The sequence below is a fragment of the Prescottella equi genome, from assembly GCF_002094305.1.
In the GTDB taxonomy this organism is placed as follows: Bacteria; Actinomycetota; Actinomycetes; order Mycobacteriales; family Mycobacteriaceae; genus Prescottella; species Prescottella equi.
The window spans coordinates 326,958-339,873 of the sequence record NZ_LWTX01000002.1 but is presented as its reverse complement, the minus strand read 5'-3'; the positions used below and the strand labels follow the sequence as shown (position 1 = coordinate 339,873).

Here is a 12,916-nt window from a genome sequence, read left to right as displayed (position 1 = left end):
CTACCGTTCGGCGCACGCGTCGACAGCTCGGCGTGTGACTGGCACCACACCCTTCTCCTGTGATCTGGCTCTCACTAGCGTCGCTTCGCACACCCCGCGACGCCCGTCGCCCGCCATCGGAGGAGCCCGATCATGACCACCACCGACCTCGGCTCGGGAGCGCCGCCGCAGCGGCCCACGCCCGACGCGCAGGCGTTCCTCGACATGCAGGCGAGCCCGGAGTTCCAGGAACTCCGGCACCGGCTGCGGCGCTTCGTCTTTCCGATGACCGCGTTCTTCCTCACGTGGTACGCCGGCTACGTCCTGCTCGCGACGTACGCGCCGGACTTCATGGCCACCAAGGTGTTCGGCAACGTCAACCTCGGAATCGTGCTCGGTCTCGGCCAGTTCGTGACGACGTTCGTCATCACCGCCCTGTACGTGAAGTTCGCGAACCGTGAACTCGATCCGCGGTCGTCGGCGATCCGCGAGGAACTGGAAGGACCGGCCCGGTGATCACCACGCTCGCACAGTCCGCTCCGGCAACGGATGTCGGCAATCCGCTGTTCAACATCGCGATCTTCGTCGCGTTCGTCGTCGGCACCATGACCCTGGTGATCCGGGCCAGCAAATCGACGAAGAAGGCGTCGGACTTCTACACCGGCGGCGGCCAGTTCTCCGGCCCGCAGAACGGTTTCGCCATCGCCGGTGACTACCTGTCGGCGGCGTCGTTCCTCGGTATCGCCGGCGCCATCGCGGTGTACGGATACGACGGGTTCCTGTACTCGATCGGGTTCCTCGTCGCGTGGCTCGTCGCGCTGCTGTTGGTGGCCGAACTGCTTCGCAACACAGGACGATTCACGATGGCCGACGTTCTGAGCTTCCGGCTGAAGCAGCGTCCGGTGCGGATGGCGGCGGCATTGTCGACGCTGGTCGTCTCGCTGTTCTACCTGCTCGCGCAGATGGCCGGTGCGGGCGGCCTGGTCGCGCTGTTGCTGAACATCAAGGACTTCGCGGGACAGGCGATCGTCGTCGCGGTCGTCGGTGTGCTGATGATCGTCTACGTGCTGATCGGCGGCATGAAGGGCACCACGTACGTGCAGATGGTCAAGGCCGTCCTGCTCATCGCGGGCGCCGGCATCATGTTCGTCCTGGTGCTGTTCGCGGTGAAGGGCAACTTCTCGCAGCTGCTGGCCGACGCGCAGAACATGGTCAACGGCTCCGCCAACGAGGCCGTCGCCGGGCGCGACGTGCTCGCACCGGGCGCCAAGTACGGGATCAGCGACATGTCGCGGCTGGACTTCGTCTCGCTCGGTATCGCCCTGGTCCTCGGCACCGCGGGCCTGCCGCACGTGCTCATGCGCTTCTACACGGTGCCCACCGCCAAGGAGGCCCGCCGCTCGGTGACGTGGGCGATCGGATTGATCGGCGCGTTCTACCTGTTCACGCTCGTCCTCGGTTACGGCGCCGCGAAGATGGTCGGCCCCGATACGATCCTGGCCGCTCCCGGCAAGGAGAACTCGGCGGCGCCGCTGCTGGCGTTCGAACTGGGCGGCACGATCTTCCTGGGCATCATCTCGGCGGTCGCGTTCGCGACGATCCTCGCGGTCGTCGCCGGCTTGGCGATCACCGCGTCGGCGTCGTTCGCCCACGACATCTACGCCAGCGTCATCAAGCGCGGCAAGGCGTCGGAGGAGGAGCAGGTCCGGGTCTCGCGGATCACCGTGGTCGTCATCGGCATCGTTGCGATCGTCCTCGGCATCCTCGCGATGGGACAGAACATCGCGTTCCTCGTCGCGCTCGCGTTCGCCGTCGCCGCGTCGGCGAACCTGCCGACGCTGCTGTACTCGCTGTTCTGGAAGAAGTTCAACACCACCGGCGCGCTGTTCAGCATCTACGGCGGCCTGATCAGCTGCCTGGTGCTCATCGTCTTCTCGCCGGCCGTCTCCGGCGCCAAGACGTCGATGTTCCCGAACGTCGACTTCGCCTGGTTCCCGCTGGCCAACCCCGGCATCGTGTCGATCCCGCTGGCGTTCGCGCTCGGCATCGTCGGTACCTGGGTGGGACGGAACAAGCTTGAAGATCCGTTCAAGCAGGCCGAGATGGAGGTCCGCTCCCTCACCGGTGTCGGCGTCGAGAAGGCCGTGGCCCACTAGCGGCCGTCCGGGCTTCCCGGGGCGCCCCGTGACGCAGCCGCGTCACGGGGCGCACTGTCGTCTACGTCACCTTTTGGTTACGATCCGACAATGGCCAAGCTGAAGGTGTCCGTCGACGTGCCGATGAGCCCCGAGGACGCGTGGGACCGGGCGTCGGACCTCACCGAGTTCGAGCAGTGGCTCAGCATCCACGAGGGTTGGCGTAGCGATCTGCCCGCGGAACTGAGCACCGGCACCGTCGTCAGTTCGGTCGTCACGGTCAAAGGCCTGCGAAATCGCGTGACGTGGACGCTCAAGCAGTACAACCCGCCGCGGAGCCTGGTCCTGAAGGGCGACGGCAAGGGTGGCGTGAAGCTCGGCCTCGTCCTCAGCGTCGAACCGTCCACGGTGGGCGCCGTCGTCGCGCTCGACATCGACCTCGGCGGCGCACCCCTGTTCGGACCCATCGGGTCGGGCGTGGCCAAGGCGCTGCGCGGCGACATCGAGGGCTCGCTGCAGAAGTTCGTCACTCTCTACGCCTGATTCGGCGGAACCCGCACAACGCGACCGGCGGCCCGGCCGGAACGCGATCCCTACGGAGGTCTCGAAGACATGGCCGGTCGTCACAGCGCGCCGCGCGCGAAATCCACCGCGGCGGCGTCGCCGTCGGTGAAGTACGGGGCGATCGGCCTCGCTGCGGTGGTCGTCGTGGGTGTGGGGGCGTACTTCGCGGTGGACGCCGTCGCCGGCGGCGGATGCGATTCGGTCACCGAGTTCGTGGTGGCCGCCGACCCGTCGATCTCGCCGGTGCTCACCGAGGTGACTTCGGCGACATCGGCGGAGGACCTCGGCTGCCGCAGCTTCCGGATCGAGGCCGCGTCCGGCATGGAACCGCTCGGGTCGCCCGGTCAACAGTCGGGGCCGGACCTGTGGATTCCGGATTCGACGCAGTGGGTCGCGAAGGCGAGCAGCGGAACCGGCACACTCTTCGACGTCGCGGCCCCGTCGATCGCCACGACGCCGGTCGTCATCGCGGCGCGCGAGGGCGACATGCCGTTCTTCGCAACTTGGCTGAGCGCTCTGCAGCTGCAGGGTCTGCGGATCGGCGACCCGCTCACCAGCACCGTCTCGGGTGCCCCCATCGTCGGTGCGCTGTCCGAGTCCGCCGCCGGCACCGTCCCGGGCGACGCGGTGCCCGGAGCGCTGGTTCCGCTCGCCCAGGCGCAGGCCGCCAACATGCATCAGACCGACCCGGCCGCGCGGCTCGCGGCGGTGGCATCGGACGGCGGGATCGCCATCGCCACCGAGCAGCAGGTGGCGGGACAGAACGCGGGCGACTCGGCGGTGCGCCTCGAGGCGACCACTCCGAACTCGGGTGCGGTGTTCCTCGACTATCCGGTCGTTGCCACCGCGCCGGGGTCCGAGCACGACGACGCCCGCAGTGCGGGCGTCGCGCTGGCCGAGGTGATGGGATCCGACGCGGGCCGGGCCGCGTTGGCGCAGCGCGGGTTCCGCGCCCCGGACCGGGCTCCGCTCGACGCCGGCCGCGGCGTGGGGGATGTCGCGGTGCTGACCGTGGAGGATCCGACGGAGACGGCTCAGGTTCTCCGACGGTATGCGGTGCTGGCGTTGCCGTCCCGCGCGCTCGTGGTGGAGGACGTCTCGGGTTCGATGGCCGAGCAGGCCGGCCCGGAGACTCGGATCGCGCTGACGGTCCAGGCCAGCGAGACGGGCGCCCGACTGTTCCCCGACAACGCGCAACTGGGTCTGTGGGCGTTCTCGATCGGGTTGGGTGGGGGCTCGCAGGACTACAAGGAACTCGCCCCGATCCGCCGCCTCGACGAGACGGTCGACGGGGTCAGCCACCGGCAGCGCCTGACCGATGCCGTCCGCACGCTGCCCTCGCTCGTCAAGGGCGGCACCGGACTGTACGACACGACGCTCGCCGCCTTCCGGAAGGTCAAGGAGGGCTACGATCCGGCCGCGATCAACAGCGTCATCCTGCTCACCGACGGCGCCAACGAGGACCCGTCGACGATCTCGCTCGACGAACTGCTCGCCACGTTGAAGCGGGAGCAGGACCCGGCACGCCCGGTCATCATCGTCACCATCGGCATCACCGAGGATGCCGATGCGGCTGTGCTGCAGAAGATCTCGGCCGCCACGGGCGGAACCAGTCACGTCGCGCGCACGCCTGCGGAGATTCCCGGCGTGTTCGTGGACGCGATGCGTAGCCGCGCCACCAGCTGACGGCAGGGTGGGCTGCATCCGTGTGCAGCCCACCCCCGCGCGTCAGAGCAGGACGGCGTCGGTCGCCGCGCGGACCGCGTCCTCGGTCACTCCCGGAGCGCATTCCCGAAGGACCAGACCGGTGTCGGTTACGTCGATCACTGCGAGATCGGTGATGATGCGGTCGACCACCGCGCGCCCGGTGAGGGGGAGGGTGCAGCGTTCGACGATCTTCGACGCCCCGGCCTTGTCGGTGTGCTCCATGAGCACGATCACCTTGCGGGCGCCGTGCACCAGGTCCATCGCGCCGCCCATGCCCTTGACCATCTTGCCCGGCACCATCCAGTTCGCGAGGTCGCCGGTGGCGGACACCTGCATCCCGCCCAGCACCGCCGTGTCGATGTGGCCGCCGCGGATCATCCCGAAACTGGTGGCGGAGTCGAAGAACGACGCACCGGCGTCGACGGTCACGGTCTCCTTGCCGGCGTTGATCAGATCCGGGTCCACCTCGGCCTCGGTCGGGTACGCACCAGTGCCGAGGATGCCGTTCTCGCTGTGCAGCGTCACCTCGACGCCGCCCGGCAGATGGTTCGGAATCAGCGTGGGCAGGCCGATTCCCAGGTTGACGTACTCGCCCGACGCCAGTTCCAACGCGGCCCGCGCGGCCATCTGCTCGCGCGTCCAGCCGACGGTCTCCACCACCGCGGTCATCGGGTGCCCTCCTTCGCGGCCGAGACGGTCCGCTTCTCGATCTTCTTGTCCTGCTGTCCGATATGGACGATCCGGTCGACGAAGATTCCCGGCAGATGCACCTGCTCCGGATCGAGTTCGCCGGCCTCGACGATCACCTCGGCCTGGGCGATGCACACTCGGCCGGCCATCGCGGCCAGCGGGTTGAAGTTCATCGCGGCCTTGTTGAAGACCAGGTTGCCCGCGGTGTCCGCGACCATCGCGTGCACCAGCGAGAAGTCGGCGGTGATCGACTCCTCCAGCACGTAGTCGCGACCACCGAACGCGCGCACCTCCTTGGGCGGGGACGCGAGGGCCACCGAGCCGTCGGGCGCGTAGCGCCACGGCAGGCCGCCCTCGGAGATGAGGGTGCCGACGCCCGACGGCGTGAAGAAGGCCGGTATCCCCGCCCCGCCGGCGCGCAACTTCTCGGCGAGTGTGCCCTGCGGGGTCAGCACCACCTCGAGTTCCCCCGACAGGTATTGGCGCGCGAACTCCCGGTTCTCCCCGACGTACGACGCCGTGACACGTCGAATCCTGCCTGTCTCGAGGAGGATTCCCAGACCGTGCCCGTCGGTTCCGCAGTTGTTGGAGAACACCTCGAACGCGGTTTCCGCGCCGGCCGCGAGGGCAGCGATCAGGACGTCCGGAATGCCGCACAGCCCGAACCCTCCGACGGCCAGGGAGGCCCCGGACGGGATGTCGGCGACCGCCGCGGCGGCCGATGGGTAAATCTTGGTCATGAGAACCTTTCCGTCTCTGTGTGTCTCGGCGATCGTCGGGTCAGGCGGACGCTGTGCTCTGCGCTACGAGCTTGCGCAGTCCCGCGGGGTAGACGCGCTTGCCTACGAGCAGTGCAACGATGGCGGCGATGTAGAAGAGGGGCGCGAGCTGCAGCGACTCGAGAAGGCCGAGTCGATCGGCGAGAATGCCGATGACGAAGGGGCCCAACGCCAAACCGAGAACATTGTTGGCGATGGTGAGTGTACCCAGTGCCGACGAGCGGACGGATTCGTGGGTGAGGCCGGCGACCATGGCGGCCGTGGGACCCGAGCATCCGGCGGAGAAGAAGGCGCCGATGCCGAGGAGGATCAGCTGAGGCGCCCCGGTACCCAGCCGGAGCCCGATGCCGAGCGTGAGGAGCGCGATCGTGCAGAAGACGACGGCCGTCGTCCACTTCCGCGCGGGATCGGTGCGGCTCACGCGGTCGGTGATCATGCCGCACACCACCATTCCCGTGCCGACCAACAGGACGAACAGCGCGGCTACCGCACCGGCCTTGTCCGGTGCCATCCCGTAATACCGGTTGAAGAAGCTGGGGGTCCACGACAGCAGCACGGCTGCGGTGAACATCTGGAAGCCACCCGCGAGGTAGGCGCACCACACGGCGCGGTTCGTGAACAGGGTGGACACGGGCACGCGCACGACGCGTGCGGTCGGGTCGGGGGAGCCGGACTGAGTGACGGGTTCGTCGTGCACGGCGTACCTCGCGAGGCGCGACTCGGTGACCACGGCGCGGAACAGCGCGGCGAGGATGAGCCCCAGTACGGCCATCGCTGTGAACGACCATCGCCAGCCGACATTCACGGCGATCACGCCACCGAGCGAGACGCCGACGACGGAACCGAAGGAGCCACCGGCCATGAAGGCGCCGCTGAGCGACGAGTGCAACCGTGGGGAGAACACGCTCAGGACCACCGCGATGCCCACGCTGCCGTACGCGGCTTCGCCGACGCCCACGAAGAACCGCGCGGCCAACATCTGTTCGTAGTTGGATGCGATCGCACAGCACAGCGTTGCCAGGCTCCACATCACGGCCATGACGACCAGGCTGCGGACCCGACCCCACCTGTCGGCGAGCACGGAGAGCGGGAACGTCAGCAGGCCGACCATCAACGCGACGATGCTGGTCAACGATGCCAACTGGGAATCGGACAGTGCCCATTCGGCTTTCAGCATCGGGAAGACTGCGCTGAGGACCTGGCGGGACATGTAGTCCGACAGCAGCAGTGCGAACGCCAGGCCGGCGACGATCCAGGGATAGCTTCGGGATCGGGTGCGGCGGGGCGCGGAGGTGGCCGTCCTACCGGGTGCGTCGGATTCGACGGTTCCGGCCGGCTGTTCGATGGACGTGGGGGGCAGTCCCATGGTGGCTCCTGGAGGCGGATGGGCTGGTAGGGGGCGCGGCGATCGAGGACTCGCGGATCGATGTCGCCGCGTTGGCGGTGGTCTAGGGGCGCGCTTCCATCGCGGCCAGTTCCTCCGCGAGAATCGGCACGCCGAGGTTGCAGGCGTGGATCCCCAGGACGCTGACCATCTGGAGCACGGTGAGAATCTGCTCGCGGGTGACGCCGAGTTCGAGGGCCGCGCGGATGTGCCTGCGCACGCCCGGTGCGTACATGTGCGTGGCCGCGGCGTCGATGGCGATACTGAGCAACTCTACGAACTCCGGCGGGAACACCCCGCGTCGGATCGGTGTCGCGTTCATCGCCATGAACTGTTCGGTCCATTCGGGATCCCACTGGGAAAGTGTGTCCCACAGGGGGTTCCAGCTTCCCTCTTGCTGCATGCGACTGATCGTCGGGGTGGATGTCGGCTCGGGGTTCGTGGTCATGGCAGCGCTCGTTTCACCGAAGTCGAGGGTGGATGTGGTGCGCGCGACAGCGCGCCGCAAAAGGTGGCGCACATCACGTTATCTCGCCTCGGCCGGCATTAATTACCCCACTGGGACGTCATTCTGTGCATCTCGGGACATCGTGGACGACCAGGCACCCGTCCCGGGCGTCCGGGGTCAGGAGCCGCTGTGGGCGGCATCGTTCGCCGCGGCCTGTTTGCGCCAGTCCCGGGGGTTGGCGCCGAACTGCTGATGGAACCAGCGCGAGAAGCTGCTCGGGGTCGAGAATGCGAGCATCTCGGAGATTTCCGTGAAGGAGTACCGGCTCCCGCGCACCATTCGATTCGCCAGTTCGGCCCGGGTGTCGTCCAGCACCGTGGTAAAGGTCTGTCCCGACTTCGCGAGATGGCGATGGACCGTACGACGGTCGACGCCGAGGCTTCGGGCGACCTGGTCGATGGAGCATCGGCCGGTCGGGAGCAGCAGCTCGATCAGTTCGCGCACTCGCCCCTCCACGGTGGGTTCCGCGGGCTCCGACAGGGTGTCGAGGAACTGCTTGGCATACGTTCGCAACCCGGGGTCGGACAGGCGATTCGGCTCGTTCAGATCTCCTGTGTAGGTGACGATTCCGCTGAAGTCGCTGCCGAACGTGGGCGGGGTGCCGAACATTCTCCGGTGGGTGGAGTCGTCCGCGGGCCGGCCGTGCTCGAAGCACACGGAGACCGGGTGCCACCGCTCTCCGAGCAGGTTACGGAGCAGTTGGTGCACCACTGTGACCGCGAGTTCGACCGATTGCCGAACCGGCACCGGCTCGCCGGGTTCGATGCTGACCTGGATCGCGGACAGCCCGTCCCTCTCGCTCATGCGGATGTGCAGGGCCTCGTTGTACATGTGCTGGTACCGGATCAGCATGCGCAGTGCGCTGCGGGCGTCCGGCTCCTCGCGGATGCTCACGCTGAGCGGCCCGAGCGTGGACAGTCGCCGGTGCTCGGCGAGCTTGAGTGCGAAGTCGGGGCGCCCCGCTGCGGCCGACGACAGTTCGAGAAGTCGTGCCACGGAGGCTGCCGGGATCCACCGGTCCTGTAGGTCGAGGCTCGACGGATCGAGTCCGACGGTCCGCAGCAACTGAACCGGGTCGATGCCCAGCATGCGGCTGACCTCGACATATCCGGTGAGCGCCGCATATCGCGCGAGGGGCTTGGCCACCCGTATCACCCTCCTCGGGATGGTCGTGCTGTCCCGTAAGGGTAAGTGTGTGCCCAGTCGCAGTCGAGCTCGGGTGTGCTGTGCGCGATATTGCCCCCGTCACACCTATGTCCCGAAAGGGAAAGAAATATGTCCCGGCAGGGTATGTGCGCGGGTGGCCGGCTCGATAGTGTCGTGTCAGTTGAGTCACACCGGCGCCGCGGCTCGAAAAGGCCTGCCGCTCGGGGTGTTCCGCCCTGCGGCTCGAATGAGCCGGCCGCTGGGCGTCGATTCGCGATCGAGGAGAAGTCAATGGCCAAAGCGATCCGCTTTCACGAGACCGGTGGACCGGAAGTCCTGAAGTGGGAGTCGGTGGACGTCGGCGACCCCGGCCCCGGCGAGGTGCGCGTCCGGCACGAGGCAGTCGGGCTGAACTTCGCCGACACGTACTTCCGCACCGGGCTGTACCCGGCCCCGCTGCCGGCGGGAATGGGCGTCGAGGCCGCGGGCGTCGTCGAGGCGGTCGGCCCCGGGGTGGAGGGCTTCGCGGCGGGGGACCGGGTCACCTATACCGGCAGCCCACTGGGCGCGTACAGCACCGAGCGCGTCCTGCCCGCCGAGCACCTGATCGCGCTGCCGGACGGGATCGCGTTCGAGACCGCGGCCGCGATGACGATGCGCGGGCTCACCACGTCGTACCTGCTGCGTCGGATCGCTCCGTCGCTGAAGGCGGGCGACACGGTCCTGCTGCACGCGGCCGCCGGCGGCGTGGGTCTGATCTTCTGCCAGTGGGCGAAACTGCTGGGCATCAACGTCATCGGAACCGTGTCGAGCGACGAGAAGGCTGCGGTCGCGCGCGCGCACGGATGCGGCGAGGTCATCGTCTACAAGCGGGAGAACGTTGCCGAACGGGTCCGCGAGCTCACCGACGGTGCGGGGGTGCCGGTCGTGTACGACAGTATCGGGCAGACCACCTACCAGTCGTCGATCGACTCGCTGGCGCGCCGGGGTCTGCTGGTGGCCTTCGGTACGGCGTCGGGCCCGATCCCGCCGATCGACGCGATGGAACTCGCGGTCAAGGGCTCACTGTTCGTGACCCGGCCGGCGCTCGCCGACTACATCGCCGACCCCGCCGAGCGAGCCGAGCTCGCCGGCGAGCTGTTCGGCCACGTTGCGGCCGGCCGCATCCAGATCGAGATCAACCAGCACTACGCACTCGAGGAAGCCGAACAGGCCCACCGAGACCTGGAGTCGGGGATCAGCATCGGCTCGTCGGTCTTCTCGTTCTGAACCGTCTTCCGAGCATGAACAGGAGAGAGCGATGACCATTGTCGAAAGCCGCGTTCGCGGTCGCGGGGCGACCGTCGCGAACCTGGACGCACGACCTTTGACCTGCAGCATCGGCGCGGAGGTCCACGGCGTCGATCTCGGGGAGGTGTCCCGCGACGACGTCCTGTTCGCCGAACTGAAATCGCGTCTGCTCGAGCACAAGGTGCTCTTCTTTCGTGACCAGGACATGAGCAGGGCCGAGCACGTGGCGCTCGCGCAGCGGTTCGGCGCGCTCGAGGATCACCCCGTCGTCGGAAGCGATCCCGAGCATCCCGGCCTGGTCCGGATCTACAAGGACCTCGACAGCGCCCCGGAAGCGTTCGAGAACGCCTACCACTGTGATGCGACGTGGCGCGTGAATCCGCCCATGGGGTGTGTGCTGCGCTGCGTGGAGGGTCCGGCGGTCGGCGGCGACACGATCTGGGTGAACATGGCGCTCGCATACGCGCGTCTGCCGGAACGGGTCAAGGAACGGATCGAGGGTCTTCGGGCGCGGCACAGCATCGAGGCGTCGTTCGGCGCCCGGCTGCCGATCGAGCAGCGGCTCGAACTGAAGGAGCGCTTCCCGGATGCGGAGCACCCGGTCGTCCGCGTCCACCCGGAGACGGGGGAGAAGATCCTGTTCGTCAACAGCTTCACGACGCATCTGACGAACTTCCACACCGCCGAGAACGTCCGGAGCGGAATCGATTACGCGCCGGGCGCCGGAGATCTGCTGCGGTACCTGCAGACTCAGGCCACGATCCCGGAATATCAGGTGCGTTGGCGGTGGACGAAGAACAGCGTCGCGATCTGGGACAACCGCTCGACGCAGCACTACGCGGTCCAGGACTACTGGCCGGCAGTTCGAAAGATGGAGCGCGCCGGGATCGTCGGCGACCGCCCCTTCTGAGTCTTCCTTCAGCCCTTCAGCTATTCAGAAACGGAGTTACGCAATGCATTTCCACGACGATGCGCTCTTCCCCGAGAACCAGGACAAGCTGGTCATCACCGTCGCGCCGTACGGTCCGGAATGGGCGGTGGAGGACTTCCCCGAGGACTTGCCGCTCACGATGGACGAGCACGTCCAGCAGGCGGTGGACTGCTACGAAGCCGGCGCGACCGTGCTGCACATCCACGTCCGTGAGGAGGACGGGAAGGGCTCGAAGCGGCTCTCCAAGTTCAACGAGCTCCTCGGGCGTCTGCGGGAGGCTGTGCCGGACATGATCCTCCAGGTCGGCGGTTCGATCTCCTTCGCGCCGGAAGGTGACGGCGCCGACGCGAAGTGGCTTCCGGACAACGTCCGCCACATGCTCGCCGAGCTGGATCCGAAGCCCGACCAGGTCACGATCGCCATCAACACCAGCCAGATGAACATCATGGAGTTGATGACGCCGGGCGACATCAAGGGCACCTCTCTGGAGAACGCCGAGCTGGCCCACACCTACCGAGAGATGACCGTCCCTGCCGGTCCCGAGTGGGTCGAGGAGCACCTGCGCCGGTTGCAGGCCGCCGGTATCCAGCCGCACTTCCAGCTCTCCTCGATCCCGCAGCTCGAGACCGTCGAACGGCTGATCCGTCGCGGCGTCTACACCGGCCCGTTGAATCTGACCTGGGTGGCGATCGGTGGCGGCTTCGACGGCCCCAACCCGTACAACATGATGCAGTTCATCGATCGCGTCCCGGACGGCGCCTGCCTGACCCTCGAGACGCTCATGCGATCGGTTCTGCCGGTCAACGCGATGGCGATCGCGATGGGCCTGCATCCGCGGTGCGGCAACGAGGACAACCTGTGGGCGCCGAGCGGCGAGGTCAAGATCACCTCGGCCGACCAGGTCCGTCAGCTGGTCCGGGTGGCGAAGGAACTCGGCCGCGAGGTCGCCACCGGCAAGGAAGCGCGCGACATCTACAAGATCGGCACCACCTACAAGGACGCCGACGAGACCCTCGCCAAGCTCGGCTACGCGCCGAACCGTGTTCGCGGTCAGGTCGGCTTCACCCGGCACGCCTGACCCGCTGTCACCCGTCTGCGACAGCGTGTTCCGGTCGAGCGGGGGACACCTACAGGTGTCCCCCGCTCGGTCCGTCCGCCTCGATATCTTTCAAGGAAATACCATGAGCAGCAGCGCATCCCCGACCGTCGTGATAGTTCCCGGTTTGCGTGACCACGTCGACGACCACTGGCAGACCCTGCTGGCCGCCGGCCTGGACAGGGTCCGCATCGTTCCGCCGCTCGAGCACGACAGACTCAGCCTCGACGCACGGGTGGCCGCACTCGACGACGTCCTGACCGGCATCGACGGCCCCATCGTGCTGGTTGCGCACAGCGCCGGGGTGATGATCGCCGTGCACTGGGCGTCTCGGCACGACCGCCCGGTCGCGGGCGCGCTCCTGGCCACCCCGCCGGATTTCTCTACGCCGCTGCCCGCCGGCTATCCGACGCTGCCCGACCTCGACGCCAACGGCTGGAACCCGGTCCCGCGCAGCCCGTTGCCGTTCCCGAGCATCGTCGCCGCGAGCCGCAACGATCCGCTCGCCGAGTTCACGGCCGTCGTCGATCTGGCGCACGCGTGGGGCAGCCGGCTCGTCGATCTCGGTGAGGTGGGGCACCTCAATCCAGCCTCCGGCTACGGCGAATGGCCGCGCGCATCCGAACTTCTGGACGAACTCCTCACCACGATCGGCGCCGCACCCGCACCGAGCCACTGACCGTCACGATCGCCGCCCGAGAGAAGAA

At 67.8% G+C, this 12,916-nt stretch carries 13 protein-coding genes; 8 read left to right on the top strand and 5 right to left on the bottom strand.

What is annotated here, in order from left to right:
* Window positions 1-132 precede the first annotated feature (132 nt).
* The 4 genes from A6I89_RS07190 (at window position 133) to A6I89_RS07175 (ending at window position 4,364) form a co-directional block, all read left to right on the top strand.
* A complete protein-coding gene (locus A6I89_RS07190; RefSeq protein ID WP_005514947.1) occupies window positions 133-495 on the top strand; it encodes a DUF485 domain-containing protein in 363 nt (120 codons plus the stop codon).
* Window positions 492-2,135, top strand: coding sequence for a solute symporter family protein (locus tag A6I89_RS07185; protein WP_005514946.1), 1,644 nt, complete (start codon window positions 492-494; stop codon window positions 2,133-2,135). The genes A6I89_RS07190 and A6I89_RS07185 overlap by 4 nt, the downstream gene beginning before the upstream one ends.
* A gap of 90 nt (window positions 2,136-2,225) precedes the next feature.
* The gene (locus A6I89_RS07180) at window positions 2,226-2,657 is read left to right on the top strand and encodes a type II toxin-antitoxin system Rv0910 family toxin (protein WP_005514945.1); all 432 of its coding nucleotides are present in this window, start codon (window positions 2,226-2,228) and stop codon (window positions 2,655-2,657) included.
* A 69-nt stretch (window positions 2,658-2,726) separates the two neighbouring features.
* Window positions 2,727-4,364: a VWA domain-containing protein gene (locus tag A6I89_RS07175; protein ID WP_005514944.1), complete on the top strand. Its 1,638-nt coding sequence runs from the start codon at window positions 2,727-2,729 to the stop codon at window positions 4,362-4,364.
* Between the two features lie 42 nt (window positions 4,365-4,406).
* Here A6I89_RS07175 and A6I89_RS07170 read toward each other — a convergent pair whose 3' ends face one another.
* The 5 genes from A6I89_RS07170 to A6I89_RS07150 form a co-directional block, all read right to left on the bottom strand.
* Window positions 4,407-5,054, bottom strand: coding sequence for a CoA transferase subunit B (locus A6I89_RS07170; RefSeq protein WP_022594449.1), 648 nt, complete (start codon window positions 5,052-5,054; stop codon window positions 4,407-4,409).
* Complete coding sequence (locus A6I89_RS07165) at window positions 5,051-5,815, bottom strand: CoA transferase subunit A (protein ID WP_022594450.1); 765 nt, start codon at window positions 5,813-5,815, stop codon at window positions 5,051-5,053. The genes A6I89_RS07170 and A6I89_RS07165 overlap by 4 nt, the downstream gene beginning before the upstream one ends.
* Before the next feature lie 40 nt (window positions 5,816-5,855).
* The gene (locus tag A6I89_RS07160; protein ID WP_022594451.1) at window positions 5,856-7,220 is read right to left on the bottom strand and encodes an MFS transporter; all 1,365 of its coding nucleotides are present in this window, start codon (window positions 7,218-7,220) and stop codon (window positions 5,856-5,858) included.
* Between the two features lie 82 nt (window positions 7,221-7,302).
* Window positions 7,303-7,686, bottom strand: coding sequence for a carboxymuconolactone decarboxylase family protein (locus tag A6I89_RS07155; RefSeq protein ID WP_013415113.1), 384 nt, complete (start codon window positions 7,684-7,686; stop codon window positions 7,303-7,305).
* A gap of 177 nt (window positions 7,687-7,863) precedes the next feature.
* Entirely contained in the window at window positions 7,864-8,892 is a 1,029-nt protein-coding gene (locus A6I89_RS07150) for an AraC family transcriptional regulator (protein ID WP_022594452.1), read from the bottom strand.
* 291 nt (window positions 8,893-9,183) lie between these two features.
* On the opposite strand from A6I89_RS07150, the gene A6I89_RS07145 reads away from it, so the two are divergent.
* The 4 genes from A6I89_RS07145 (at window position 9,184) to A6I89_RS07130 (ending at window position 12,888) form a co-directional block, all read left to right on the top strand.
* Window positions 9,184-10,161 (top strand): quinone oxidoreductase family protein, encoded by a 978-nt coding sequence (locus A6I89_RS07145; RefSeq protein WP_022594453.1) that lies wholly within the window; start codon window positions 9,184-9,186, stop codon window positions 10,159-10,161.
* Window positions 10,162-10,192: 31 nt separating this feature from the next.
* Window positions 10,193-11,092, top strand: a complete 900-nt coding sequence (locus tag A6I89_RS07140; RefSeq protein WP_022594454.1) for a TauD/TfdA dioxygenase family protein — start codon at window positions 10,193-10,195, stop codon at window positions 11,090-11,092.
* Window positions 11,093-11,135: 43 nt separating this feature from the next.
* Window positions 11,136-12,191: a beta-keto acid cleavage family enzyme gene (locus A6I89_RS07135; protein ID WP_013415117.1), complete on the top strand. Its 1,056-nt coding sequence runs from the start codon at window positions 11,136-11,138 to the stop codon at window positions 12,189-12,191.
* A 103-nt stretch (window positions 12,192-12,294) separates the two neighbouring features.
* Window positions 12,295-12,888 (top strand): RBBP9/YdeN family alpha/beta hydrolase, encoded by a 594-nt coding sequence (locus A6I89_RS07130; RefSeq protein WP_022594456.1) that lies wholly within the window; start codon window positions 12,295-12,297, stop codon window positions 12,886-12,888.
* Window positions 12,889-12,916: the final 28 nt, after the last annotated feature.

Excerpts from the sequence above, each read along its gene's own strand:
- A6I89_RS07180 (WP_005514945.1), top strand. The coding sequence starts at position 2,226 with ATGGCCAAGCTGAAGGTGTCCGTCGACGTGCCGATGAGCCCCGAGGAC.
- A6I89_RS07140 (WP_022594454.1), top strand. The coding sequence starts at position 10,193 with ATGACCATTGTCGAAAGCCGCGTTCGCGGTCGCGGGGCGACCGTCGCG.
- A6I89_RS07145 (WP_022594453.1), top strand. The coding sequence starts at position 9,184 with ATGGCCAAAGCGATCCGCTTTCACGAGACCGGTGGACCGGAAGTCCTG.
- A6I89_RS07130 (WP_022594456.1), top strand. The coding sequence starts at position 12,295 with ATGAGCAGCAGCGCATCCCCGACCGTCGTGATAGTTCCCGGTTTGCGT.
- A6I89_RS07155 (WP_013415113.1), bottom strand. The coding sequence starts at position 7,686 with ATGACCACGAACCCCGAGCCGACATCCACCCCGACGATCAGTCGCATG.
- A6I89_RS07190 (WP_005514947.1), top strand. The coding sequence starts at position 133 with ATGACCACCACCGACCTCGGCTCGGGAGCGCCGCCGCAGCGGCCCACG.
- A6I89_RS07165 (WP_022594450.1), bottom strand. The coding sequence starts at position 5,815 with ATGACCAAGATTTACCCATCGGCCGCCGCGGCGGTCGCCGACATCCCG.
- A6I89_RS07160 (WP_022594451.1), bottom strand. The coding sequence starts at position 7,220 with ATGGGACTGCCCCCCACGTCCATCGAACAGCCGGCCGGAACCGTCGAA.
- A6I89_RS07170 (WP_022594449.1), bottom strand. The coding sequence starts at position 5,054 with ATGACCGCGGTGGTGGAGACCGTCGGCTGGACGCGCGAGCAGATGGCC.
- A6I89_RS07135 (WP_013415117.1), top strand. The coding sequence starts at position 11,136 with ATGCATTTCCACGACGATGCGCTCTTCCCCGAGAACCAGGACAAGCTG.
- A6I89_RS07175 (WP_005514944.1), top strand. The coding sequence starts at position 2,727 with ATGGCCGGTCGTCACAGCGCGCCGCGCGCGAAATCCACCGCGGCGGCG.